The organism is Alteromonas sp. P256 (genome assembly GCF_036864455.1).
Classification (GTDB): domain Bacteria; phylum Pseudomonadota; class Gammaproteobacteria; order Enterobacterales; family Alteromonadaceae; genus Alteromonas.
In genome coordinates this window covers 15,292-38,550 of record NZ_JAZETM010000005.1, presented here as the reverse complement: position 1 = coordinate 38,550, position 23,259 = coordinate 15,292, and the positions used below count along the sequence as shown (strand labels likewise).

The following is a 23,259-nucleotide window of genomic DNA, read 5'->3' as shown; positions in this document are numbered from 1 at the left end:
TACATGCATAGTTCACAGTTTTGATTGCATGTCGTGTCGATACCGATAGAATAGTGACACTATTTGAGCTGCGTATTATAAGGGAAATCCATGTTGGATCCGAAAAAACTCGAAGATTTGGCTAAACAGATTGCTGATGCCGTTCCACCGGGCGTAAAAAATATGGCCGAAGGCGCAGAAACACGAGTTAAAACTGTGTTGCAGTCTCAGCTTACTAAACTCGACTTGGTAACTCGTGAAGAGTTTGATATTCAAAGCCAGGTACTGATTAGAACTCGTGAAAAACTAGAGGCGATGGAAGCTCGTATTGCCGAGCTTGAAGCCAAGCTTGCTGATAAATAGCCGAGGCGAAAAATAGCTCCACCTCAAAACTAGGCACTTTTATGTGCCTTTTTATGTCTTGTTATCGCTTACATACGCTGCTAGAAAAGCAGGTAGTTTACTGCCAACCCTAGTGTAATTGATAAGCCCACTAAATGGTTTTCTAAAAACGCGGTAAAGCAGCCTTCTCGTTGTTTTCGCTTAATAAGTTGATACTGCCTAACACACAGAAGCGCTGCAAATAACACCGCTACAAAATAAGGCCAGGCCGCCTCGATGGTTAAGCCAACACACCATAAAGTCACCAGTGTAAAAACCTGCAGCGCCATCACAATCATTACATCGTACTGACCGAACAATATGGCGGAAGACTTTACGCCAATCTTAAGGTCGTCATCTCTATCGACCATGGCGTACATAGTGTCGTAGGCCACTGTCCAGGTAAGATTTGCGATAAATAACCACCAGCCATAAGCGGGTACAGTTTCTAACACCGCCATAAACGCCATTGGAATAGCCCAGCCAAATGCAGCACCAAGTACTATCTGAGGCAAGTGCGTGTAGCGTTTCATAAAGGGATACGATGCAGCTAGCAGCAACGCCACAACCGACAGTGCGATAGTCTGCCAATTGAGAAATAACACGAGCACAAACGCAATGCCTATTAATAGCACAAACAGCTGTAATGCTTGCTTAGCAGTGACCTCACCAGTTGCAAGCGGCCTCCCTGCCGTACGTTTAACATTGCCATCTACTTTTCTATCGGCATAGTCGTTAATAACGCATCCTGCACAGCGCATCACAATCACGCCAGCGATAAAAATAACGGCAATATCAAGCGCAGGCATTCCTTGTGAGGCAATAAGCAGTGCCCATAATGTAGGCCACAGTAAAAGGTAAAACCCGATGGGTTTGTCTAAGCGCATTAGGCGGGCATAAGCGCCCAAGTAAGGCTGTGTCATACTCTCGTTTCTCTTTTTATCACTTGTTTCTGCCCTTCATTTTGCGCGTAGGCCGGAGAGCCAGGAAGGAACACTTCTGCAACAATCAAATGATGCGACTCAAAGGTAAACACAGACCGCCTACCCCATAAGTTTTGCTTTGTATCGTTCTTTAACTGCGAGTTTGATTGCACGTCTGATTGCACGTCTGATTGTTCAGCGAGATGCTGAGAAAACTGCTCATAAGGTAGCGTACACACTTGAAACTCAGAGCGTATAAACCGCTTGTCGTTGAACAATCGTTTGCCTAATGGCTCATTGCCCAAGTTAGCTAGCTCTGCTTCTATCACAGCTTGAGGAATGACTGAGCGAGCGAAGACCCAAGGCCGTTCATCACCACACAATACAATCTCTCGTACTTGATAGGTTGTGTGGCCGTTCGCTTGTAATAAGGATAACTCGGTGCTGTGTGGCTCTAACGTTTGCTGGCCTAACAGTTGGAGCGAAAATTCACCGCAAGCCGATTGCACCCTTTCGGTGAGAGAGCCAGTGTCGAGCAACCAGTCTTTTAACGTTGCTTCAGGTATGTTTGCTTCTGCTAAGGGAAGCCAATCAACGGCAAGCCCCACGGGAAAGTTGGCGGTAAGACTCACTTTAAAACACCCATTTACAAAGACTCATTTACAAGAACCACTACAAAATACACACTGCTAGTGCTATGCACACTGCGACTGAACTGGCAGCATCATAACATTTATTTTTGCGCTGTAGTCTGCAGGAAAAGCTAAACTCTATATCTCCATCACTTTGATTGTAAGCCTTTGGCAGACATTTTGTGCTTATTAACCTGAATCCTGTTTAAAGAATGGTGCAAGCATTTGTTGTATAAAATATAAATTAAAATTTCAAACTCAGTACTGCTAGAAATGCGAAGTGCAAGGCACACAAGTCACGTAATAGTTGTTCTATTGCTTACTTTTGCAACGCAGTAATTCGCGTTTCTAGTGGTGCTGAGCGCCGTTTCTTAAACAGGATTCAGGTTTATTAAGATGCGTACTACTTTTGCAGTAGTGCGTTTAACTTCAGCTTTGCTACAATAAGGCTGATTTTAATTTATCCTTTTTTCGGTTCTTACCATGCTTAAGTCTTTATTTTTACATTGTTTAGCAATAACTGCGCTTTTACTGAGCGCTTCGTTTAGCGCTCAAGCACAGGAGAAAGCCAACTTTGCCTATATTGGCTTAGAGCCAGAAATCGTCACTAACTACATTAGCGACAGTGCGCGTAAGCTTGGTTATGTTCGTGTACAGGTTGAACTCATGGTATACGACATAGAGCAGCTGGAAATTGCGGAGCATCACATGCCGCTTTTACGCTCTACAGCTATCGAAATATTTGGTCAACAGCCCGCAGAAAAAGTAAAGTCTCTTACGGGCCGTGAAGACATTCGATTAGCGCTTTTAAAAGCATTAAAAGAGCACATGAAGGAAGAGACTGGCGGCGAAGTGATCAAAAACGTGATATTTACCAAGTATCTATATCAAGGCGACTAATCTATACAAAAGCGATTGCATGCTAGCCCCATTCAATCAGGCTTTTTAGAGCCTAAGCTGAGCATCGAAGCCAATAAGCATCCGGTGATCAAGCCCGCCGTATGCGCTGCGTTTGCCATGTTTACCCCCAATACGTTAGCAAAGAATGTGTCCGCAAAGCCAAGTACTAGCCACACCAACATGAAGCCGACAATAGAATTGGGTAACGATACTCCCCAACTTGGGCGCAACCAACCTAGCCACCACACAAACCCCATAACGGCATATACAACACCAGAAAGGCCGCCAAATAGAAATAGGTTAGCCTGCACTGGCTCGCTAAATAGCGCCTGAGCCGCATTAGATACCACCGCTGACACGATAAAAACAATAATAAGCATAGTAATACCAAAAGTACGCTCTATTTTGGCGCCAAGCATACTCCACCACAATAAATTAAACACAATGTGCAACGCATTGAAATGTATGAACGCTGGCCCTAATAGCCGCCACCACTGATGATTTTCTGCCAGCAGGCCAAAAGGCTGCATCAGCAAATGTTGTGCAATAGGCGCAAATAGTCCTAGCAAAGATAAGCCGTATACCAATAAGCACAAAATAAACACCAAAGACGTAAATGGCGCTGAAATAGCATTTGCGGCGATGTGTTTAACGGAAAACCCGCTGGGCGATGCTGCTAGCTGAACATTTTGACCATTATCCCATGCCGCCTGTTGATATTTTGGGTGACCTGGGTTTGCAATAAAGTCTTTAGCTATAAGCTCTGCTTGCGCGGTGTGCTCAGCATCATCAATAAATACAATAAACTCTGACGATGCAGACTGCTGTGATGAAGCCTGTTGTTTAACAGAAGCAGTAACCCCTTGGCTATTGAGATAATTGGCGAGAAGGTGCGCAGCACTTTGCTGATTGAACGCGATTAATGGTTGGCCCATAGGCTGAGGTAGCTCCAAAACACATGACTCGAAATACCGAATCTAATAAATATGAATACAATGAACATGGGTGTAAAAAGGAGAATAACACGAAAAACCGGCCTACTGACTCGACAAGTCTATCTATTGAACAAGTGTATTGATAAAGCGTTATCAGGGAAAGGATAAAAATAAAGGTGCTCATCTCATCACACCCTAAGGCGTGTTGAAATGAGCACCTTCATTAAGCTTCTAACAAGGGCGTGTTTACTCGGTTTCTACTGGGTTAGCTAAACGCCAGGCCTCAAAGCCCCCATCCATACTGTATACCGTTTCAAAACCTTGCTGTGCGATAACTTGCGCAGCTTGCTGACTGCTTACACCGTGATAACACACCACAACAACAGGCGTGTCTTTTGGCGTTTGCTCTACAAACGTAGCGAAATTGTCATTGTTCAGCGGCGCTGCGTTAGGCATGTGTCCGTTCGCGTAAGATTGTGGATCGCGAATATCAACAATAGATACCGTACCCGAAAAATTAGCAACGTCTTGCACGCTGATATGAGAAAATGTACTCATTATTGCCAGTCCAAAATAACTTTACCTGATTGCCCTGACCCCATGGTATCAAACCCTTTCTGAAAGTCATCTACGCTATAAGTATGAGTAATGATTGGGGTAAGGTCTAAACCGCTTTGTAGCAGGCTTGCCATTTTGTACCAGGTTTCAAACATTTCGCGACCGTAAATGCCTTTTATCACGAGTCCTTTGAAGATAACCTGGTTCCAATCGATAGCCACATCACTAGGTGGAATACCTAGCATGGCAACCTTACCGCCGTGATTCATTTTATTTAGCATATCGCGAAGCGCAACGGGCACGCCCGACATTTCGAGCCCCACATCAAAGCCTTCTGTCATCCCTAAGTCGTTCATTACATCTTTCAGGTCTTCTTTAGACACATCGACAGCGCGAGTAGCGCCCATTTTTTCAGCAAGGGCTAGGCGATATGGATTGATGTCTGTAATCACAACGTGACGTGCGCCCACGTGCTTTGCAACCGCTGCTGCCATAATACCAATGGGTCCCGCGCCGGTAATCAGCACGTCTTCACCAACAAGGTCAAAACTGAGCGCGGTGTGCACGGCATTGCCGAACGGGTCGAAAATTGACGCAAGTTCATCGCTGATATTATGAGGTATCTTAAACGCGTTAAAAGCGGGAATAACGAGAAACTCAGCAAAGGCGCCAGGGCGATTAACGCCTACCCCTTCGGTGTTGCGACAAAGGTGTCTGCGCCCCGCTCTGCAGTTACGGCAATGACCACAGGTAATATGACCTTCACCAGAGACTCTGTCGCCTATTTCGAAGCCCTTAACTTCTTGACCCATTCCAACCACTTCACCCACATATTCATGACCCACAACCATAGGCACGGGGATAGTGTTTTGTGACCATTCGTCCCAGTTGTAAATATGCATATCGGTGCCGCAAATAGCGGTTTTGCGAATTTTTATTAACAGGTCGTTGTGTCCCACCTCGGGCTTTGGCGAGTCTTCTAACCAAATGCCGCGCTCGGCTTTCGCTTTTACCAATGACTTCATGAAATCACTCCCATTTCGCGGCCAATTTCAATGAACGCATCAATGGCTTTGTCTACATGCTCAATAGAGTGCCCCGCAGACATTTGGGTGCGAATTCGCGCCTGCCCCTTTGGTACCACGGGGTAAGAGAATCCAATAACGTAAATACCTTTCTCTAACAGCTTGTCTGCCATGTCACTCGCTAAACGCGCATCGCCAAGCATAACCGGGATGATAGCGTGGTCTTTACCTGATAGCGTAAAGCCAGCATCTTCCATACGACTGCGGAAATGTTCTGCGTTGCGCCATAGTTTAGCTCGCAGTTCATCGCCCTCTTTCATCATTTCAAATACTTTAAGCGACGCTGCCACAATAGGAGGCGCTACCGAGTTTGAAAACAAGTAAGGGCGTGAACGCTGACGCAACCACTCAACCACTTCTTTTTTACCCGACGTGTAACCACCTGATGCCCCACCAAGTGCTTTGCCCAGTGTACCGGTAATAATATCTACGCGGTCTAGAACGCCACAATATTCGTGACTTCCGCGACCATTTTCACCAAGAAAACCGGTAGCATGGCAATCGTCAATCATTACCATGGCATCGTATTTATCTGCGAGGTCGCAGATAGAGGCTAAATCGGCAATAACACCGTCCATAGAAAATACGCCATCGGTAGCAATAACTTTAAAGCGTGCGCCCTCTTCGTTTGCCTTAATGAGCTGCTCTTCTAATGCTGCCATATCGTTATTTGCATAGCGGTAACGTCTTGCTTTGCTCAAGCGAACGCCATCAATGATGCTCGCATGATTAAGGGCATCTGAAATAATGGCATCTTCTGGACCAAGAATGGTTTCAAACAACCCACCGTTTGCGTCAAAACAAGACGGATAAAGAATGGTATCTTCTGTGCCTAAGAATTCGCTGATAGACGTTTCAAGCTGCTTGTGAATATCCTGCGTGCCGCAAATAAACCGTACGGAAGCTACGCCGAACCCGTGAGAGTCCAGACCGTCCTTAGCGGCCTGAATCAGGCTTTCATTATTTGCTAAACCAAGATAGTTGTTGGCGCAGAAGTTGACGACATGGTCACCGTTAGCCACATCGATATCAGCTTGCTGCTGAGATGTGATTACGCGTTCTTTTTTATACAAACCATCTTGTTTGGTGGCTTCAATTTGCGATTGCAAATGGGAAATAAATGCCGCTGACATGCCGTTCTCCGAAATTCGTAAAAGGGTATTTTAGTAAAAGCCTTAGGATGAATATACAGTGATACGTTCTATTTGATAGGAAAGCCGATGAAGTGTGTAAATTATTTAGCACACCTTGCCATATACGCTAGCTGTTAGTCGTTACGCTTGAGGTGGTTTCCAATAACCATTTTCAACATTTGTGCTCAGTACGCGCCAAATATGTTGCTCTGGAATAGGTTTACTTATCATATAGCCTTGCCCATAGTCGCAGTCAAATTGGCACAGTAAATCGTATTGCGCCTGCGTCTCTATACCCTCGGCAACCACCTGCATTCCCATGTTACGCACCATAGATACTGTGGAGTTCACAATATTTCTATCATCGGCATCGTCGGTAATATTTGAAACAAAAGAGCGATCGATTTTAATAAAATCTGCTGGCAAAGATTTGAGATAACTCAGTGAAGAATAACCGGTGCCAAAGTCATCAATAGCCAACATGCACCCCATCTCATGAATAGTGTTCATAATAGCGCGGGCTCTTTTGATATCAGAGACTAACACCGTTTCTGTAAGCTCTAAACATATCTGCTCAGGCGCCAGTTCATTGCGCTGTATCTGCTGCTGTAGATAGTCGGGTAAACTTGGGTCTATAAATTGCCCTGCCGACACATTAATGGCCAGTTTCATATTGCGATAACCGCTATGACCCAGCTCTTGAGTAAGAGAGCAAGCTCTAGCAATAACCCAGTAGTCTAACTCAAGCATAAAAGAGGTATTTTCTAATAGCGGTATGAAATCGACAGGCGAAATGGCACCTTTGGTTGGATGGAACCAGCGAAGCAGCGCCTCAAAGCCAATGAGTTTCCCCGTATGCATTTCTATTTGTGGTTGCAAGGCAAGACTAAACTGATTGCCTCTCAGTGCTTCGCGGGCCTCAGATTCTAGCTCCACTTTTTGCATTACCGCTAAATTCATTTTCGCTTCATACACGCGATAGGCTGCACCTTGCTTTGACTTTGCTGCATACATTGCAATATCAGCGTGCCGCAATAGCTCAACGGGTGTGGCTTGAGCATGGCTTGTAATGGCAATACCTATGCTCACAGAGATATAGAATTTCTGACCGTTTATAACAATAGGCTCGGCAAATTCATTGAGCAATTTATTAGCAATAAGGTCGACCTGAGAGCGGTTATCAATGTCTGAAAGCAATACCACAAACTCATCACCACCAAAGCGAGAGGCAATATCAGTTTCCCGAATAGGCCGTGATATTCGCATGGCCGCAGCTCTCAATAGCGCATCACCTACGTCGTGACCGTGGCTATCGTTCACTTTTTTAAAGTCATCGAGGTCCATGAACATAAGTGCAACGAGCTTTTCATCGCGAAATGAACGGGCTAACTGCTTTTCAATTTGAAACGTCAGCATGTTTCGATTGGGCAAGCCGGTGAGCACATCGAACATCGCCATTTTTTCTAGCTTGGCGGTATTAATTGCCATTTGACCATCGAAGTCTTCAAGCTGCTTTGCCAAATTATTTGCCGCGCTTTCTACGACGTCTAATTCATCTATTAGCTTTACGCTCGACGCCTTTCGCTGCTTAGCGGCGTTTGCATGAAACTCAGTAAATTTGTGCTCTGCTAACATAGGGAGCCGCTCGCTGATAGACAACAAGCGCTGGTTGTATCCATTCAAAAATAGGTAAAGCAATATTGAAAAAATAACAAACAGAATAACGGCCGAGCCAACAACGATGGCTTGATATTGATTAGCCTGCTGAACGGCTGCAGTGACATCCTGAACAAGCAACAGGTAAGGACGATTAGTGTTTCCCTTTGAAAATGGTAGCAAACTAACAAGCAGCTGCTCTTTGTTAAGGGTTATGTTACTGCCCCTTGTGACTAAGCGATTCACCGACCAGTCAGCAGGTAGCCCAGTAAAAACCTGCTGTAGATATTCTCGATTTGCTGCAGATAACTGACTGGATAGTGTTATGGATGGCGGCCCCAAATTTTCAGTATTTTCGGTATTACTCGGCGTTAATAGCCCGGTTGGTAATGATTGCGTAATTTGCACAATCGCAACCTTGTGTACTCCCGCTGCGCGGTTAAATAGATAAAGCAACTCGCGCATTGAGGTAGACACCACGACAACAGGTACGATATCGCTGCCGCTCATAATGGGAATAGACATATAGTGAGTACAAACTTTGTCGCAAACAATCGTTGAACGGCTTTCGAAGTTGGCTCGGGTAGAGCTCACTAATTGGGTGACTGCTTCACGAGAATAGCTATTGTTGGTGCCCACTACACCAGACTCATCAAACAACAAAAGCTCTTCTACTTGAAAATTAAGGGTAAAGTATTCTGAAAGGTTTTGAAGTGTACGTTGAAGCTCATCAAGGTTTTTACTTTGTAAATCCCGCTGCTGACTTACAATATCAATAAGATTTATCATGCGGTTATGCAGCACTTCTTCGAAAAGCCGAATACGCCGCTGATGACTTATCTGGTTTTCTCTTTGCTGTAAAAGTACACTCGCTTCCGACTCTTGTATCAGCACCACCGAGATCACTATGGTGACGGTCAACACCATCGCCATTAATATAGCGATCGTTTTAGTGGTAAATGATACTTGCACCTTCATGTTGTTTTTTACCACCAGTACATTAGTTGTAGCGACCACATCTGCCAGTTTTTATCCGCTTGATCCGCCACATTTCGGTCGAGCAAACTCACTACTCGCGTCGCTCCTTCAACCCAATGGTATTCGCCTTGCAAACGCCACTTAGGCGCAATGTCCCAACGCAAGCCCAAGGTGGTAGTGTCTTGGTAACCAAAGTACGCAGGTACGGTACCGTTAGATAACTGCTCAAGACGCTTTCCGTCTCTGTCGTTAACATCATTGACGTAGGTGTCGTAACCTATTAGCCCGCTGAACTGACTATTAAACAAATACCTAAACTGAACAAAGCCACCATCACCACGACGCTTCTCGTTAAAATCTGGCGCAAACAAGCCCCTACTGTGCTGGGATTCTGAAAGCAGCTCCATAGATACTTCCCAATGCTCAGCAAAATATTGTGTTGAAAGCATAAAGCGCTCTACATTAGCCTCGCCAGCCAGACGATTATCTTGTTGTGATGGGATATAGCTAAAGTCAGAGTTGAGCCAACTAACGCCAACTTTCCAGGCCATAGAAGCTGGCTGCCAAAATACACTCGCTTGGTGAACAAAATCTTGCTTCGCCTCGCCGTTCGCCTCTTCACCCAATAAAAAATCTCGTTGTGACGAATTGATGTTCGAGCGCCCGTAACTCCAGTTCAATTCCCAAATATTGCTTTGCCCATAGTGGGTAAAACTGGTCAATACGCCGTTGCTGCCAAGCGCCACATCGCGAAAACCATCAAAATAAACAGATTGAGGCAATACTGCGGTGTAGCGCGTTTGTGGTACATCACGGGTGACAGAGTAAAGCCAATGTCTGTTTTTAAACCGCCCGGCGTGAATATGAGCTTGCCACCCATTTCCTAAATTAGGGAGTTTCCAGTCAACAAATAAGTAATCAAGGCGCGCACCTTGCTCAAACCTGTTCCCGCCATCCAGGTAATTTACTTGCCCCGCAATAGATAAATTTTCAGACAAACGATAAAGCCCGTTAATACCGATTTCGGTAAGCTCACCAGTAACAGCGTCGCCATCTGTTATAAAGCTACTGTTATTAGACTGAGTTATCCCCTGAGAGGCGTACCCATGCCATGCGAAATCCGAATCTGCTGAAAAAACAGCGAAGCTGCTCACTAACAACGAAAAATAGATTAATCCTTTCATTTTTCTTCTACCTCAATACGGCGCAGCTTAACAATATCGTCTTTATCACCATAGCCGATAGCTCCCTCTGTTGACTCTAGTGCTTCAATTAAAGCTTCGTAAGACGACACTCTTACGGGCGTAACACCTTGCCCTGAATAGGTTAGCTGATCCCATAAGCGAGATAGCTGATAAGGGAACATCTGCAATATGTCTCGACAAAACTGCTTATGTAACTCGTCGTTATCTTGTAATACAAAAACAGTAATTTTTTTGCCGTTTTGCCAGTGCTGGCGGTGACCTGTAAAAATTTGACGAAGTTCAGAGCGGTTCAATTGGGATATGGATACGCTCTCGTGCGCCATAACCTTCAAGTCACCGGCGTATGAAAAAGATGATGTCGCAACAAGAGACACAACAATAAGAAATGTACGATAAGAAATTTGAGATAAGGACTCTAAGAACCGCCTTATCGAGGGCATTTTCATTCAGTAACAGCTCCCTGTTTTTAAACAAAAGAATAATGCATTGTTTAGTTATTTAAGTACAGTGTAGATAAAAGCTGAACAATTTACCCAGTAAAAAGTACGCTATGCGATATATGGATGCACTTTTTCTTTTACTTGCTCGAAAGAAATTCTTTGCATGAGGCTATCGCCTTTCGCTCTTACACCCCAAGGCAATTCTTGCCACGCCTTGCCCTTTTGCTCTTTAATGCATTCATCGTAAACTGATGCGACATCGTTGAGATTATTATAAGGCCCAGTTCGCAATGGATTTGAATGAGCGTAGAGCCCCACAACTGGCGTATTCACAGTCGTTGCCATGTGTGCAGGCCCCGTATCGGGTGCAATAACTAATGCGGCGTGCTTAAGCAGCATAAGCAACTGATGCAGCGACGTTTTCCCAGTAAAATCTTGCAAGGGAATGCCTGCTTTTTGCTTTATTGCATTTGCAGTTTCACGGTCTAAACTTCCTGGGCCGCCGCACAGTATCACGTTCACATTATTGTTTTGAATATATTCGGCAATACGCGCGTATTGTTCTGGCGACCAATTTCGCTCAGCTTTACTTGCGGCAGGGGCAATAACAACGTACTTGCCAAGATGTTTTGCCTGATGTAGCCCCCATTCGCTATCTTCATTGGAAACGGGAATACGCCAAGCAGGATTGTCTACACTAGGAACGCCTAATGCATCTGCAAAAGCCATGAACCCATCGAGTACGTGAGCATGCTGTTTTGCCGATATGCGTTTATTCGCAAACAGCCAGTGCAGCTCTTTACTACGAGCCCAATCAAACCCTATACGCTGCTTTGCTTTTATGACGCGAGACGCTAAATTTGCTCGCAAAGCCACCTGCATCATGAGTAAGGCATCAAACACCTCGCCTTTTACCGCCTCTTCAAGGTCTTTTACTGCCGCTTTACCGCGCTTTTTATCAAAAATGATAAAGCGTATATTAGGCATTAGTTTAACGAGCTGATGCTCAACTTTTCCTATCACCCAGGTTATGTGGGCATCGGGCCACTGAGTTTGAATTCGAGTGACCATAGCAACCGCATGACACACGTCGCCGATAGCAGATAAACGCATTATACAAATCTTCTTTCCCACTTAGCGCTCTCTTTTTGCTGAAAAACTGTTGCTGAAAAACTTTAATAAACCGTTAGAATATTAAATTTACCATAAGTTGTGAGAAACATGGCGACAATACGACAAGACTTAGGTGCCGGTCACCACTTTCTATTTGATGACGCCATTATCGGTGAAGCAAGTATTGATATGTTCACCCATGAACATTGGCAATTTCAAAACAAAATTACTGGTCATGCAAAAGGAAGAGGAACAACGCTGTTTATTGAACATGAGCAGCAACGTTGGGTACTTCGACACTTCCAGCGCGGCGGTTTAGTTGGCAAGCTGTTGAGCGATCAGTACTTGTTCTTAGGAGTCGAATCGTCTCGTCCTTTTAGAGAATTTAGGCTTCTTACTGAAATGCGTAAAGAAGGGCTGAATGTCCCAGTGCCGGTTGCTGCTAGTATTCACCGCAGGGGAGTGATTTATCGCGGCGATCTCATTACACAGAAAATACCAGGTAGCCAAGACTTACACAGAGTATTATGTCATAAGCCACTTAATGAAAGTCAGTGGCACGCCGTTGGGCGCGCATTTGCGGCTATGCACAACTGTCAGGTTCATCATCACGACGCCAATATTCGCAATGTTATGATAGACGACAAGCAAGCAATTTGGCTCATTGATTTTGACCGCTGTCGCAAACGTCAAGGACACCAGTGGAAAACAGGTAATCTCGATAGGTTACTGCGCTCACTGCTAAAAGAAAAAGAAAAAAACGCCATTTTTCATTGGTCAATGGATGAATGGCAGCATTGTCTTAACGGCTATGCGTCAACAGTAAGAAAAGCATAACGACATATATGGCGGCCAATATAACGACAAGTATAAGAGCAATGGGAATAGCGCCTAACTTTGATACAACTGTGATACATTGAAACGTTAATATTACAAATAGTTACGCTACAACCTAACTCTACTCTTACTCTACAACCAAAAAGATTCGACAACATGCATACTAGAGCACTTTATCCAGGTACTTTCGATCCGATTACAAACGGACACGCAGACTTAATTGAACGAGCTTCACAATTATTTTCTCGCGTGATTGTAGCTATTGCATCAAATCCAAGTAAGAAGCCTTTGTTCACGTTAGAAGAGCGTGTGGAAATGATTAAGCAAGTTACCGCCGACCTTCCTAACGTTGAAGTGGTGGGTTTTACTGGGCTACTTGCAGATTTTGCTGATGAGCAAAATGCCACCATACTGATTCGTGGCTTGCGGGCAGTATCTGATTTTGAGTACGAATTTCAGCTGGCGAATATGAATAGACGCCTCAATCCTAAATTAGAAAGTGTCTTTCTCACCCCTGCTGAAGAAAATTCGTTTATCTCTTCTACGTTAGTAAAAGAAGTTGCCCTTCACCGCGGTGCCGTAAGCGAATTTTGTCACCCTGTTGTAGAGGCTGCCCTGCAAGAGCGATTAGGCAAGAAAAAATAATCCTACTGACGCTTGAGTCTGCTGACAACAGAGACTAGAAGTGTTTGGCGACTGACGACCTCAGAATACCGTACGAACGGTTATCGCTGGCAGTGAATACAAAAGAACGTGTTGCGCTGCCCGATGACTTTGCTTTGAATTGGGTTACTGCACACCTCACAGTCTTCGCCTTTTTTGCCGTAAACGTTAAGATGCTGCGCGAAATAGCCGGGCTTACCATCGGTTTGCGCAAAGTCTTTCAAGGTCGTTCCCCCTTGCGCGATTGCTTTCGCTAATACCTGTTTAATATTGTGGGTTAAACGCTTATAACGCTCTGCACCTATGCGACCTGCTTGCCTACGAGGGTCAATACCACTTAAAAACAACGCTTCATTTGCATAAATATTGCCTACGCCGACTACAACCGCATTATCCATAATGAAACTTTTCACAGGACTTTTTCTACCGCGGGATAATGTGTAGAGACGACTTTCATCAAAAGCCTCAGTAAGCGGCTCTGGGCCTAAATTATCTAATAGAGCGAGTCGTGTGTCAGGAGCTTGAAATAACACCGCACCAAAGCGCCTAGGGTCGTTAAGACGCAAACATTGCCCAGTGTTTAAGACAATATCTACATGGTCGTGCTTTATCAGCGGTGTTGACGCATCAATTACCCGTAGTTTGCCAGACATGCCAAGATGTAAAACCAAACTTCCCACGGCTGTTTCAATGAAAAGATATTTAGCTCTGCGCGTAACATCGTTTACCTTATGCCCTACCACCAATGAAACCTCTTCAGGTATAGGCCAGCGCATCCTTCTTTCGCGAACAATGACGTTTGCGATAGTGTTGTTGATTAAATGCGGTGATACACCTAGACGGCTCACTTCAACTTCAGGTAACTCAGGCATTGGTTATATCCATGGGAGCAATGTACTTAGGGACACATTGTCTAATGCATACCAATTATTGTCTACTTTCACTACGGTGACAGAGGACGTTGGGTAAAAGGCGTAAACCCGTCCGTTTGTTTCACCCGCGAGCCACACCACAACAACAAGAGGCTCTATGTTCGATATATCATTTTTAAGGGAAGTAAGATAACGAAGACGCGCGTCTTGCCACCCGCGTATTTGTGCATCTGGACTGATTGAAAGCTTGCCCTCAGTACTGCGTTGACGCCACTGCTGACCACTCCTAACAAGCTGGCTGTCGTCGTGCTCTATTTTTAGCACATAGGCGTTTTGCGGCAACAAGCTGCGTACTTCAGAAATATCTTTTTGAGGACGTAAGCTGTCGATGTTAAACAAAGCAATCATGATCAACATGGCAACGATGACCACATTATTCATTGCCCGCTGTGAAAGTTTTGCCATTGCCGATGCCCGTTAAAATGAAAAGGAGAAAACGAGCAGATATAGTAAAGCCTCAATTCTTAAGATACTAGGGCGTGTTGATCTTTGTTGTGGCTTGAAAGACGAGAAAGCGATCAGCACTTAGAATGTGTGACCGAATAACCGCAAAAAACCCGGCAAAGGCCGGGTTTTCGTGGAGACAAAAGCAAGTGCTCTTTCTAAAAGGGCTTTACTTGATTTTTGCCTCTTTGAACATAACGTGCTTACGCACAACAGGATCAAACTTTTTGATCTCCATTTTGCCTGGCATGTTACGTTTGTTCTTATCAGTAGTGTAGAAGAAACCTGTACCTGCTGAAGAAACTAGTTTAATTTTATCGCGCATTGTCGGCTTCCTTAGATTTTCTCACCACGGGCACGAACGTCAGCTAATACTGAGTCAATACCTTTCTTATCGATGATACGCATGCCTTTCGCAGACAAACGTAGTTTAACAAAACGGCTTTCGCTCTCAACCCAAAAACGGTGAGTTTGAAGGTTTGGCAAAAAGCGACGACGAGTCGCATTTCTTGCGTGTGAACGGTTATTACCAACCGTTGGACGCTTACCTGTTACTTGGCATACTCTTGACATTGTATTTGTCTCCAGAACAACGATAACTGTCGCGCCAGTCGTTCCCACCACTCAAATAGTCGTTGGGTCAAAAGGCGTATTACTATAAATTAGAGGGCGCATTTTATACAGCAAAGGCAGGATCATTTCAATAAAAAAGTAAAAAAAGCTCAATTTTTAACTGCTTTTTCTACGATCTCGGTATTTCTACTACTAATTACCGTACTTTAATTAATAACCGCAACCCACACCCGATTATTTTTGTGCTAATTTACATTGAGCCGTCGGCTCAACAAAAGCCACACATAAAGTGGGCGCAAACATACCACGCACACTCGGGCGCGTCACTAAAATAAAAAGCAACTATAATAAAAAGCAACTATGCAAAAATAGGAACAATCTTGCGAAGAGTAATTACATTTGGCACATTTGATGTGCTCCACGTTGGTCACGTACGTATTTTGCAGCGCGCAAAAGCCCACGGCGATCACCTTACGGTGGGTTTGTCTTCTGACGAATTGAATTTTAGTAAAAAGGGTAGAGAGCCTGTTTATCCCTATTCCAGCAGATATGAACTTCTTACCTCAATGCGCTTTGTCGACAACGTTTTCATGGAAGAGTCACTGGAGGAAAAAAGAAATTACATCATTCATCACAGAGCCGATATTTTAGTGATGGGTAATGACTGGGAAGGAAAGTTTGATGAGTTTATGGATATTTGTCAGGTCGTTTATCTTCCTCGAACTCCATCAATTTCGACTACCGAAATTATAGAAGTTATTAAAGACAGTCATTAAACAAGATTACACATGCCTATTATTTATCTTATAAACCTTGATAATTGCACTCAAAGACTTGAACAGAGTGCGTCTCGTTTAGCACAGCAGAATATCGACTTTGAACGTCTGCCTGCAACATTAGGTAGCGCGCTTTCAGATGAAGAAAAGTTTGCTCATTACAGTAAAGATGCAAATCAGAAGCAGTATTACTATGAACTTTCTGCCGCGCAAATTGGTTGCTATCTAAGTCATAGGAAAGCATGGCAACGCATAGCAACAGGAAGCGAGCCCTTTGGCATAGTACTAGAAGACGACTTTATTTTAAATCACGACTTAAACAGCGCAATTAACGCTATCGAGTCGACAACAATCCCTTGGGATATCATAAAACTGTCTGCCTACGCTAATCGCTCACGCCCTATCGCCTATTCTCACGCTCTTGATGATAAATTTGAAATTGTTATTCACAAAAAGCCAATGAGTGGCGGCGCGGCAACGGCGATTACAAAAGAAGCGGCTCAGCGAATGCTCGATACTACGCAACATTTTGGCCGTCCTTGTGATACCGACATACAATACTTTTGGGAACGTGGTGTAGAGGTTATGTCACTGATGCCTTTTCCAGTCGCACAAGATTTACGCTATGAAAGTACAATCAATAGTTCTGAGGGGAAAAAAAACCGACGCCCAATTCGCAGAGTATGGCTGCAAATAAAACAGCACATAAAAAACGTTTACTATGTGAAGCAACAAGTCGCTAAATTTAAACGCAACATCAATAAGACCTATTAAAAGTAATGATAACTCCTTAATAGGTCTTATCCATTAAATGCTACATGTTTAACCAAAGAGATGATTTTTTATCATCTACTAGTCGTAAAACGGCGCCCTTATCTCGGTCTGATTAATTAACCTTGCAGGTCGTTGTAACATTTGACCTCCATCTCGAGATATCGGTACCCAAGGGAAGAAACCACGCCCTTTTGAAGGCTGTAGCAAAAATAAGTCAGTTGGAATAGAAATGTAGAAGCCTTTCGTAAAACTCCCCTCCCCATACTCTTCTGACGATACATCCGTGAAAGCGGCAAATGCGCCCACAATAATTCCACTGTCAAAACGCTTAGCGTAATCGATATTTACGCCTTTATCTTTTGCAAGAAATTGCCCTGCACTCACGGTTATTTGGGTGTCATCTAAAAATTCGGGCTTCCAATACACACTCGCGTGTCCAGTGATAGCGTCGTAGTCTTCCAACGCCATTTGTTTTAACGGGTCGCGCTGCTTTACGTAATTAATATCTAAGCCATAGGCGATATTACTATCCACTTCGCGATACATTATTTCGCCGCCGACTCCAGCAAACATGGTTTCTAGATAACCCGCATAAGCCTGACCAAATAGGTTTTCGGATAGTCTGTCTTTGTAATGCAAAATAGCGGTATCTAACCATACGTCATTTTCAGACACATACTCCCTCACTCGCGTTCTTACTCTGGGCAAGGCAACTTCTTCATTGTCGACTAGGAAATTAAACTTATCGAAATTATCGAGCAATGTTACACGAGCGCTGCCTCGTACTGAAAACTTCTCGTCAAACGCATATCCACCGCCCAGCAAAAATCCAGTCTGGTAGAGATAGAAATCTTCTGGGTTACCGAAAGACTGAGTAAAAAAGAAATCTGCGCTATAAAATAACCCTTTGGTATTTTCAGGTTCATAAGCGTCTAATACTTCTTGAGAGGGGTCAGTTCTTATGTAGGTTTGCTTAATATCAGCATCCACAGACTCATAGCGTGCAGCCGCAATAAAGGCTTCAGCATCTACCTGAGTATCTACCATTGGCTGACCACCACGGTTATCAACAATATGATAGGTTTTTACCGTATCTGGCAACTCAGAGGCCGCTACGCGCCCAATTCGCTCTATTGCTTCGTCCTGATCGCGATAGCTCACTTGTGTGCCGTAAAACGTTGCCTCGTTCTCGTTTAATTCTGCATCAGAAAGTACGAAGCCAGCATCGCGGAACATATCGTTATACAATGCTGATTTATTAACATCTTCAATCTTTTTAGGCGGGCGCCTTGCCATAAGCGAACGCGGCTCCTTATCGAATTTCAGCTGCGAGGCTGTATTCATATTGAAACGATACGTTAAGCCAAACCCAATGGTGTTGCCACGCTGATAATTAAAAGAAAAGTCGACGTCTTTGTATCGATAAACCGCACCAATATTCCAACGAGAATCTTGCTCAAGCTCACCAGCCCGGTCTTCGGAGTAATCATTCCCTTCAAACTCTAGCTTCAGCGTGAGCGGTTCCCAAGGCGTTTGATATTCAATACCACCAAAAAATGAGGCTGTACCTTTGAAGAACTGATCGTAATCTACTTTTCCGCCTCTGCCGGAAAAGCCTCCAGGGCGTTCGCAGAAACTGTCTCTTAGCTCACAAAACGGATTGGTAATGTCATCGGCAGTACCGAGATAACCCCAACCCAACCCTAAATGAAAATCAAACGGGCCTACAGATTTACTGGCGTTGATGTATTCACTTTCAAAAAAACCGGTGCCACCAAAATCTCTAAAACCAACGCTGATGTCCGGTAAGTAATAGCTCTCTTTCCACAATCTAAACTTAACGTCTAAGCCTTTGTCTTTGAGCGTTTGATCTCCACTAAATGATTCAACTGGGCTATAGAGCTGTGTACGCACATCGGTATAACGAGCAGTCGCCTCCATCCAATCATAGAGCTGTATATTCACAGACCAAAAACGATACTCTCCATTGTCGGTGTAATTTATGGCCATTCCGCCTTGCTCGCGCATACGCGCCGTTGGCGTTTGTATAAGACCGTTACCACCTTGCACCATTTGTGAAGGCGTTACGTTTATTTGCGTGTCTGCTTGCGTTGTTGTCGATAGCACACTGCCCACAACCAGCGCCAGTGTTGTTCTTTTTGAAGGAAAATACGCACTCATTGAGGAAGAACCCTGTGTACTGCTAAAGCGGCAACCCGCAGATTAAGTTGATTTATTTTATTACTGAATAGCTCTGATGAAACAGGTACGTAAACCTGACTGCCCGGCATCAGCTGTGAAAAGTCAAGATTCCAATAGGCAACACCTTTGCGCTCAACTTCACCATTTGGGTGTATAACGTAAACAATACTCTTGTCTGCATCATCAAGTTTGGCCACTTTGTGCGACGCTGTATAAACAGACGTATCGCTTTGATGTTGGTATGCCCCGGGCTTAACAACCGCACCAGAAAAATGAAGCACATTGGGCCGACCATTCAGTCTCAACCAATACTTGCCTGGCTGAAACATAGGGTTATCTTCAAAAAATAAACGGGAGCGGTTATAGGATATAGATATATCTAGACGGGTAGACACTGTCCACTGTGCCACTTGCCCGTATAAGTTGCTCAGCGCTTTATGTGTGTTGCTAGTTTTATCAAAGTGAGTTAACAACTCCCTAATGCTAGACAACAACACTTCTTTTTCATGCTCTGCTTTAGGGTTGGTCAAATCAAATGCGGCAGCAGTCGGCCAATACCATTGCCCGTTGTCCGCAACAATGGACAATGCGCTCGATAGCCTAATGGTTCTATCAAATTGATAGGTTTGTTTGTTGATCATTATTGTAACTAGGTCGCTTTGGGCCATAGCGACCTGCGAAAAAGTCACAATTAAAAAATGCGCAATAGCGGCAAATAAAATGTAATTTAGCCCTTTCATTGTACTTCTGCTCCTGCCTTTTTCATCTGACGAACAATGCGGCTTAGGTACACCATTTCGTAAGTATCTCCAATAGGGCTAAACTTTTGTGTGGAAGCCAAAAGCTCTTTGGTAGATTTATGCAGAAAATACGTGTTTTCCCACGACAAGCCTACATCAATAAAAGGCGTATATTCAGGGAACGACACTGTCTCTACTATTTTGATAAGTGGAACTGAGTGGTCAAAGTAGGTGCGGCTTGTTTCACCTTCTATACGCCATGCTGAATTCACAGCCAGTCCAAAACCGACCTCAGACACATCGACTTTACGCTTCCAATTAAAATTAAGCGTATCGTTTCCACCTAATGGATTGTGTTGAAGATTACCCGTATAGAAGATGTCGTTATCTAACCCTTCTGTTTTAACAATAATACCGTGATGCATAGTGAAGATAACTTTATCAGCCGAAACCCACCGATAGCGATCGCCGTCTATATAGGCTAATGCTAAAGAGGCATTATCACGTTCGCCTGCTTTAATCTGCATAAGATCGGCTTTGCTATTCGCTACCTCTTCAACGGTATAAGTTACCGTTCTATCTTTTAGCGCTAATTTTAACGTGTTGTAGTAAGCAAGCGTGGTTGTTGAACAACCAGAAATAGCGAGTAATAGAAAGCCAATAGTGGCCAAGGAAAAATATGGTTTCATTTGAATGCGCCGACGAAAGGGAAATTAGGTGTATCTGTTTTAACTGTTTTTTATAACGTTTTAGCAATAAAAAAGCCGCTAATAAAAGCGGCTTTTAAAAATACGTTTTGTTTACTGTACTGTCGGAGAGTAAGTAAATGTCACTGGAACAGTGACTGTAGTTGTTGCTGTTGTTGTACCAGATGCAGTAACCGTTACCGTGTTAGTTGTACCAACACATACACCGTCTACTAGCGGATCTGTACCTTCACAAGTCGGAACCGCTGGATCTGGATCTACTACTGTAGGTGCATCAGCATTTGAATTGCCTGCAACACCAACACCGATAGCTCCAACAACTACTACCGAACCTAAGATCTGACCTGTAGTCAGACCAGCGCCAGTAGCTCCACTACCACCTTCATTGTCTTGCGCGTTAACACCAGCCACCATTGTTGCGGCTGCAAATAATGCGATAATCGACTTTTTCATAACAGTCCTTTAATAAAAATACCCACTAATATCCTATGTTAAATCATTCTGAACGCTTTGACTAGAATATAATCAAAAAAAATGACTTAAGTTGCTATGATAACAAGCCCCTTTGTGCAAAAGAAATAGTTTCTTTGTCGCCAACAACAAAATGATCTAGAACAGGCACGTCGATCATTCCCATCGCGCTTTTGATCTCGCTTGTTAACCGGATGTCTGCATGACTTGGCTCTGCTATACCAGAAGGGTGATTATGAACAAGGATCACAGCGGCAGCATTGTCCTTCATTACTTGCTTTATCAATTCTCTGGGGTAGACCGCTGCACTATTTATCGTGCCAGTAAACATCACTCTAAATGCTATGAGTTGATGCTGGCTGTTGAGCATTAAAAGCGCAAACTTTTCCTGTTCACAATCTCTTAGCTTAGCCTGTAGATATTGTTTCGTGTCATCGACGTTATGAAATGCATCTTGTCGCGTAAGCTGTATTTCTAAGTTACGACGGAAAATTTCAAACGCAGCTTGAAATTGTGCATAGCTGCAGCGCCCGATACCTTTTAACGATGTAAAGCGCTCCTCTGAAACAGTGACAACCTCTCGTAATGTACCAAGCTCGTTTAGCATGTCGTGGGCGAGCTCTACTGCTGACTTTCCTTTCACTCCTTTGCCAAATAGCACCGCAATCAACTCTGCATCACTAAGGCTCTGCGCCCCCGAAGTCAGTAATTTTTCTCTTGGTCTCTCACCAAATGGCCATGCTTTAATCGACATTTTAGTACTCTAGTTAATGTGAAAGCATGTTATATCGAAAACTTAAATCAACGGCGACTGTCTTCAAGGCGGGTTTATTGGTGAAGCCTTAACACCTACTTTTGTTTACCTATCCCAGATTTTAGCTTCATGATAGTTTAGTATGCGTATATCACTACAATTCGTTTATATCCGTATTTATATGACTATGTCTCTTGCAAATAAAAATGTACTGCTTGGCGTTACTGGCGGCATTGCAGCGTATAAAACGCCCGACCTTGTGCGTAAACTTACCGCTTTAGGCGCTAACGTACGCGTTGTACTCACCGGTTCTGCTACAGAATTTGTCAGTCCATTGTCTCTTCAAGCTGTATCTGGCAATCCTGTTCACCAGCATTTGCTAGACCCCGCAGCAGAAGCTGCAATGGGACATATTGAACTAGCGAAATGGGCAGACATATTACTTATCGCCCCGGCCACAGCGAACGTATTGGCCAAATTAGCCATTGGTATGGCGGATGACTTATTAACCACGCTGTATCTTGCCACCACAGCCAGCGTATTTATTGCACCCGCAATGAACCAACAAATGTGGAAAGCGCCGGCGACACTGGATAATGTAGAGCGATTAGCTCGTTACGGAGTTAATTTTATTGGTCCAGCAAGTGGCGAGCAGGCTTGTGGCGATTTGGGCGCAGGAAGAATGATGGAGCCCATAGAGATTGCCTCTATCGTAAGTCAAACAGTTAACCGACGTGCAGTTGCTGAGCTTCGAGGCAAACACGTTTTAATTACAGCCGGGCCAACAAGAGAGCCTTTAGACCCCGTGCGATATATATCCAACCATAGCTCTGGGAAAATGGGCTTCGCTATTGCCGAAGCTGCCGTGAACGCGGGGGCTAAAGTCACCTTGGTGGCAGGCCCAGTTTCGCTTCAAACACCGCGAGGATGTGAACGAATAGACGTTACTACGGCAGATGATATGCTAGATGCTTGTGAACAATTCGCGCACAAAGCGGATATTTTCATCAGTACAGCTGCGGTAGCCGATTATAAAGCGGTATGTGTGGCTGAAAATAAAATCAAAAAATCAGATCATGAGTTAACACTTACTTTTACAAAAAACCCTGATATTCTAGCTACAATTTCATGTAAAGATAACAGGCCGTTTTGCGTAGGCTTTGCGGCTGAAAGCCAAGATGTTGAGCAGTATGCCCGCCAGAAGCTAGCTAATAAAAAGCTTGATATGATAGCGGCCAACGACATCACAGCAGACGGCTTAGGTTTTAATAGCGACAACAACGCACTTCATGTTTTGTGGAACGGAGGCGATAAAAAGTTACCCGCCACCAGCAAAAGTGAATTAGCACACCAGTTAATATCGCTGATAACAACACGGCTTAGTGAAATTGAAAAAAATTAAACGACACCTTTGATGTGTTGATAACAGCAACTCAACATGTTGATTGATAGAAATACGCTTTAAGAT

The 23,259-nt window shown here is 44.0% G+C and carries 26 protein-coding genes; 7 read left to right on the top strand and 19 right to left on the bottom strand.

Annotated features, from left to right (window positions below; genetic code table 11):
- Positions 1 to 90 precede the first annotated feature (90 nt).
- Positions 91 to 342, top strand: coding sequence for a ubiquinone biosynthesis accessory factor UbiK (gene ubiK / locus V7R39_RS09405; RefSeq protein WP_334030277.1), 252 nt, complete (start codon positions 91 to 93; stop codon positions 340 to 342).
- A gap of 80 nt (positions 343 to 422) precedes the next feature.
- On the opposite strand, the gene ubiA is transcribed toward ubiK, so the two are convergent.
- Both ubiA and V7R39_RS09395 read right to left on the bottom strand, forming a co-directional pair.
- Positions 423 to 1,283, bottom strand: a complete 861-nt coding sequence (ubiA, locus tag V7R39_RS09400) for a 4-hydroxybenzoate octaprenyltransferase (RefSeq protein WP_334030276.1) — start codon at positions 1,281 to 1,283, stop codon at positions 423 to 425.
- Entirely contained in the window at positions 1,280 to 1,915 is a 636-nt protein-coding gene (locus tag V7R39_RS09395) for a chorismate--pyruvate lyase family protein (protein WP_334030274.1), read from the bottom strand. The genes ubiA and V7R39_RS09395 overlap by 4 nt, the downstream gene beginning before the upstream one ends.
- Positions 1,916 to 2,398: 483 nt before the next feature.
- Here V7R39_RS09395 and V7R39_RS09390 point away from each other — a divergent pair, with 483 nt between their 5' ends.
- Positions 2,399 to 2,815: a flagellar basal body-associated protein FliL gene (locus V7R39_RS09390; RefSeq protein WP_334030271.1), complete on the top strand. Its 417-nt coding sequence runs from the start codon at positions 2,399 to 2,401 to the stop codon at positions 2,813 to 2,815.
- 32 nt (positions 2,816 to 2,847) lie between these two features.
- Here V7R39_RS09390 and glpG read toward each other — a convergent pair whose 3' ends face one another.
- The 8 genes from glpG to V7R39_RS09350 form a co-directional block, all read right to left on the bottom strand.
- Positions 2,848 to 3,750: a rhomboid family intramembrane serine protease GlpG gene (gene glpG, locus V7R39_RS09385; RefSeq protein WP_334030269.1), complete on the bottom strand. Its 903-nt coding sequence runs from the start codon at positions 3,748 to 3,750 to the stop codon at positions 2,848 to 2,850.
- 246 nt (positions 3,751 to 3,996) lie between these two features.
- Positions 3,997 to 4,308, bottom strand: a complete 312-nt coding sequence (gene glpE, locus V7R39_RS09380) for a thiosulfate sulfurtransferase GlpE (protein ID WP_334030267.1) — start codon at positions 4,306 to 4,308, stop codon at positions 3,997 to 3,999.
- Positions 4,308 to 5,333, bottom strand: coding sequence for an L-threonine 3-dehydrogenase (gene tdh / locus V7R39_RS09375; RefSeq protein ID WP_032094743.1), 1,026 nt, complete (start codon positions 5,331 to 5,333; stop codon positions 4,308 to 4,310). Before tdh ends, glpE begins: the two co-directional genes overlap by 1 nt.
- Positions 5,330 to 6,526: a glycine C-acetyltransferase gene (locus tag V7R39_RS09370; RefSeq protein WP_334030265.1), complete on the bottom strand. Its 1,197-nt coding sequence runs from the start codon at positions 6,524 to 6,526 to the stop codon at positions 5,330 to 5,332. Before V7R39_RS09370 ends, tdh begins: the two co-directional genes overlap by 4 nt.
- A gap of 141 nt (positions 6,527 to 6,667) precedes the next feature.
- Positions 6,668 to 9,160, bottom strand: coding sequence for a putative bifunctional diguanylate cyclase/phosphodiesterase (locus V7R39_RS09365; RefSeq protein ID WP_334030263.1), 2,493 nt, complete (start codon positions 9,158 to 9,160; stop codon positions 6,668 to 6,670).
- An 8-nt stretch (positions 9,161 to 9,168) separates the two neighbouring features.
- Positions 9,169 to 10,344: a hypothetical protein gene (locus V7R39_RS09360; RefSeq protein WP_334030262.1), complete on the bottom strand. Its 1,176-nt coding sequence runs from the start codon at positions 10,342 to 10,344 to the stop codon at positions 9,169 to 9,171.
- Complete coding sequence (locus V7R39_RS09355; RefSeq protein WP_334030260.1) at positions 10,341 to 10,811, bottom strand: hypothetical protein; 471 nt, start codon at positions 10,809 to 10,811, stop codon at positions 10,341 to 10,343. The genes V7R39_RS09360 and V7R39_RS09355 overlap by 4 nt, the downstream gene beginning before the upstream one ends.
- Before the next feature lie 102 nt (positions 10,812 to 10,913).
- Positions 10,914 to 11,918 (bottom strand): glycosyltransferase family 9 protein, encoded by a 1,005-nt coding sequence (locus V7R39_RS09350; protein WP_334030259.1) that lies wholly within the window; start codon positions 11,916 to 11,918, stop codon positions 10,914 to 10,916.
- Between the two features lie 108 nt (positions 11,919 to 12,026).
- On the opposite strand from V7R39_RS09350, the gene V7R39_RS09345 reads away from it, so the two are divergent.
- A complete protein-coding gene (locus V7R39_RS09345) occupies positions 12,027 to 12,755 on the top strand; it encodes a 3-deoxy-D-manno-octulosonic acid kinase (RefSeq protein WP_334030258.1) in 729 nt (242 codons plus the stop codon).
- A gap of 156 nt (positions 12,756 to 12,911) precedes the next feature.
- Positions 12,912 to 13,400, top strand: coding sequence for a pantetheine-phosphate adenylyltransferase (gene coaD, locus V7R39_RS09340; RefSeq protein WP_334030256.1), 489 nt, complete (start codon positions 12,912 to 12,914; stop codon positions 13,398 to 13,400).
- Positions 13,401 to 13,480: 80 nt separating this feature from the next.
- Here coaD and mutM read toward each other — a convergent pair whose 3' ends face one another.
- The 4 genes from mutM to rpmB form a co-directional block, all read right to left on the bottom strand.
- Positions 13,481 to 14,290 carry a bifunctional DNA-formamidopyrimidine glycosylase/DNA-(apurinic or apyrimidinic site) lyase gene (gene mutM / locus V7R39_RS09335; protein WP_334030254.1) on the bottom strand — a complete coding sequence of 270 codons (810 nt, stop codon included), beginning with the start codon at positions 14,288 to 14,290 and terminating at the stop codon, positions 13,481 to 13,483.
- Between the two features lie 3 nt (positions 14,291 to 14,293).
- A complete protein-coding gene (locus V7R39_RS09330) occupies positions 14,294 to 14,755 on the bottom strand; it encodes a hypothetical protein (RefSeq protein ID WP_334030252.1) in 462 nt (153 codons plus the stop codon).
- 208 nt (positions 14,756 to 14,963) lie between these two features.
- A complete protein-coding gene (gene rpmG, locus V7R39_RS09325; RefSeq protein ID WP_013786148.1) occupies positions 14,964 to 15,119 on the bottom strand; it encodes a 50S ribosomal protein L33 in 156 nt (51 codons plus the stop codon).
- An 11-nt stretch (positions 15,120 to 15,130) separates the two neighbouring features.
- Complete coding sequence (rpmB, locus tag V7R39_RS09320) at positions 15,131 to 15,367, bottom strand: 50S ribosomal protein L28 (RefSeq protein ID WP_032094753.1); 237 nt, start codon at positions 15,365 to 15,367, stop codon at positions 15,131 to 15,133.
- Between the two features lie 380 nt (positions 15,368 to 15,747).
- Here rpmB and V7R39_RS09315 point away from each other — a divergent pair, with 380 nt between their 5' ends.
- On the top strand, positions 15,748 to 16,143 hold the full coding sequence (locus V7R39_RS09315; protein WP_287008937.1) for an adenylyltransferase/cytidyltransferase family protein: 396 nt from the start codon (positions 15,748 to 15,750) through the stop codon (positions 16,141 to 16,143).
- A 12-nt stretch (positions 16,144 to 16,155) separates the two neighbouring features.
- On the top strand, positions 16,156 to 16,917 hold the full coding sequence (locus tag V7R39_RS09310) for a glycosyltransferase family 25 protein (protein WP_334030249.1): 762 nt from the start codon (positions 16,156 to 16,158) through the stop codon (positions 16,915 to 16,917).
- Positions 16,918 to 16,995: 78 nt separating this feature from the next.
- On the opposite strand, the gene V7R39_RS09305 is transcribed toward V7R39_RS09310, so the two are convergent.
- The 5 genes from V7R39_RS09305 to radC form a co-directional block, all read right to left on the bottom strand.
- Positions 16,996 to 19,098, bottom strand: coding sequence for a YjbH domain-containing protein (locus tag V7R39_RS09305; RefSeq protein ID WP_334030248.1), 2,103 nt, complete (start codon positions 19,096 to 19,098; stop codon positions 16,996 to 16,998).
- Positions 19,095 to 19,859 carry a capsule biosynthesis GfcC family protein gene (locus V7R39_RS09300; RefSeq protein WP_334030247.1) on the bottom strand — a complete coding sequence of 255 codons (765 nt, stop codon included), beginning with the start codon at positions 19,857 to 19,859 and terminating at the stop codon, positions 19,095 to 19,097. The genes V7R39_RS09305 and V7R39_RS09300 overlap by 4 nt, the downstream gene beginning before the upstream one ends.
- A complete protein-coding gene (locus V7R39_RS09295; protein ID WP_334030246.1) occupies positions 19,856 to 20,548 on the bottom strand; it encodes a YjbF family lipoprotein in 693 nt (230 codons plus the stop codon). Before V7R39_RS09295 ends, V7R39_RS09300 begins: the two co-directional genes overlap by 4 nt.
- Positions 20,549 to 20,659: 111 nt before the next feature.
- On the bottom strand, positions 20,660 to 21,019 hold the full coding sequence (locus V7R39_RS09290; RefSeq protein WP_334030244.1) for a hypothetical protein: 360 nt from the start codon (positions 21,017 to 21,019) through the stop codon (positions 20,660 to 20,662).
- 94 nt (positions 21,020 to 21,113) lie between these two features.
- Positions 21,114 to 21,791, bottom strand: a complete 678-nt coding sequence (gene radC / locus V7R39_RS09285; RefSeq protein WP_163107743.1) for a RadC family protein — start codon at positions 21,789 to 21,791, stop codon at positions 21,114 to 21,116.
- Positions 21,792 to 21,978: 187 nt separating this feature from the next.
- Between radC and coaBC the strand changes: the two genes are divergently transcribed.
- Positions 21,979 to 23,193 (top strand): bifunctional phosphopantothenoylcysteine decarboxylase/phosphopantothenate--cysteine ligase CoaBC, encoded by a 1,215-nt coding sequence (gene coaBC, locus V7R39_RS09280; RefSeq protein ID WP_334030601.1) that lies wholly within the window; start codon positions 21,979 to 21,981, stop codon positions 23,191 to 23,193.
- Positions 23,194 to 23,259 lie beyond the last annotated feature (66 nt).

What these genes read in the sequence shown, in the direction of transcription:
- ubiK (WP_334030277.1), top strand. Translation starts at nt 91, where the DNA reads ATGTTGGATCCGAAAAAACTCGAAGATTTGGCTAAACAGATTGCTGAT.
- ubiA (WP_334030276.1), bottom strand. Translation starts at nt 1,283, where the DNA reads ATGACACAGCCTTACTTGGGCGCTTATGCCCGCCTAATGCGCTTAGAC.
- V7R39_RS09390 (WP_334030271.1), top strand. Translation starts at nt 2,399, where the DNA reads ATGCTTAAGTCTTTATTTTTACATTGTTTAGCAATAACTGCGCTTTTA.
- glpG (WP_334030269.1), bottom strand. Translation starts at nt 3,750, where the DNA reads ATGGGCCAACCATTAATCGCGTTCAATCAGCAAAGTGCTGCGCACCTT.
- glpE (WP_334030267.1), bottom strand. Translation starts at nt 4,308, where the DNA reads ATGAGTACATTTTCTCATATCAGCGTGCAAGACGTTGCTAATTTTTCG.
- tdh (WP_032094743.1), bottom strand. Translation starts at nt 5,333, where the DNA reads ATGAAGTCATTGGTAAAAGCGAAAGCCGAGCGCGGCATTTGGTTAGAA.
- V7R39_RS09370 (WP_334030265.1), bottom strand. Translation starts at nt 6,526, where the DNA reads ATGTCAGCGGCATTTATTTCCCATTTGCAATCGCAAATTGAAGCCACC.
- V7R39_RS09365 (WP_334030263.1), bottom strand. Translation starts at nt 9,160, where the DNA reads ATGAAGGTGCAAGTATCATTTACCACTAAAACGATCGCTATATTAATG.
- V7R39_RS09360 (WP_334030262.1), bottom strand. Translation starts at nt 10,344, where the DNA reads ATGAAAGGATTAATCTATTTTTCGTTGTTAGTGAGCAGCTTCGCTGTT.
- V7R39_RS09355 (WP_334030260.1), bottom strand. Translation starts at nt 10,811, where the DNA reads ATGAAAATGCCCTCGATAAGGCGGTTCTTAGAGTCCTTATCTCAAATT.
- V7R39_RS09350 (WP_334030259.1), bottom strand. Translation starts at nt 11,918, where the DNA reads ATGCGTTTATCTGCTATCGGCGACGTGTGTCATGCGGTTGCTATGGTC.
- V7R39_RS09345 (WP_334030258.1), top strand. Translation starts at nt 12,027, where the DNA reads ATGGCGACAATACGACAAGACTTAGGTGCCGGTCACCACTTTCTATTT.
- coaD (WP_334030256.1), top strand. Translation starts at nt 12,912, where the DNA reads ATGCATACTAGAGCACTTTATCCAGGTACTTTCGATCCGATTACAAAC.
- mutM (WP_334030254.1), bottom strand. Translation starts at nt 14,290, where the DNA reads ATGCCTGAGTTACCTGAAGTTGAAGTGAGCCGTCTAGGTGTATCACCG.
- V7R39_RS09330 (WP_334030252.1), bottom strand. Translation starts at nt 14,755, where the DNA reads ATGGCAAAACTTTCACAGCGGGCAATGAATAATGTGGTCATCGTTGCC.
- rpmG (WP_013786148.1), bottom strand. Translation starts at nt 15,119, where the DNA reads ATGCGCGATAAAATTAAACTAGTTTCTTCAGCAGGTACAGGTTTCTTC.
- rpmB (WP_032094753.1), bottom strand. Translation starts at nt 15,367, where the DNA reads ATGTCAAGAGTATGCCAAGTAACAGGTAAGCGTCCAACGGTTGGTAAT.
- V7R39_RS09310 (WP_334030249.1), top strand. Translation starts at nt 16,156, where the DNA reads ATGCCTATTATTTATCTTATAAACCTTGATAATTGCACTCAAAGACTT.
- V7R39_RS09305 (WP_334030248.1), bottom strand. Translation starts at nt 19,098, where the DNA reads ATGAGTGCGTATTTTCCTTCAAAAAGAACAACACTGGCGCTGGTTGTG.
- V7R39_RS09300 (WP_334030247.1), bottom strand. Translation starts at nt 19,859, where the DNA reads ATGAAAGGGCTAAATTACATTTTATTTGCCGCTATTGCGCATTTTTTA.
- V7R39_RS09295 (WP_334030246.1), bottom strand. Translation starts at nt 20,548, where the DNA reads ATGAAACCATATTTTTCCTTGGCCACTATTGGCTTTCTATTACTCGCT.
- V7R39_RS09290 (WP_334030244.1), bottom strand. Translation starts at nt 21,019, where the DNA reads ATGAAAAAGTCGATTATCGCATTATTTGCAGCCGCAACAATGGTGGCT.
- radC (WP_163107743.1), bottom strand. Translation starts at nt 21,791, where the DNA reads ATGTCGATTAAAGCATGGCCATTTGGTGAGAGACCAAGAGAAAAATTA.
- coaBC (WP_334030601.1), top strand. Translation starts at nt 21,979, where the DNA reads ATGTCTCTTGCAAATAAAAATGTACTGCTTGGCGTTACTGGCGGCATT.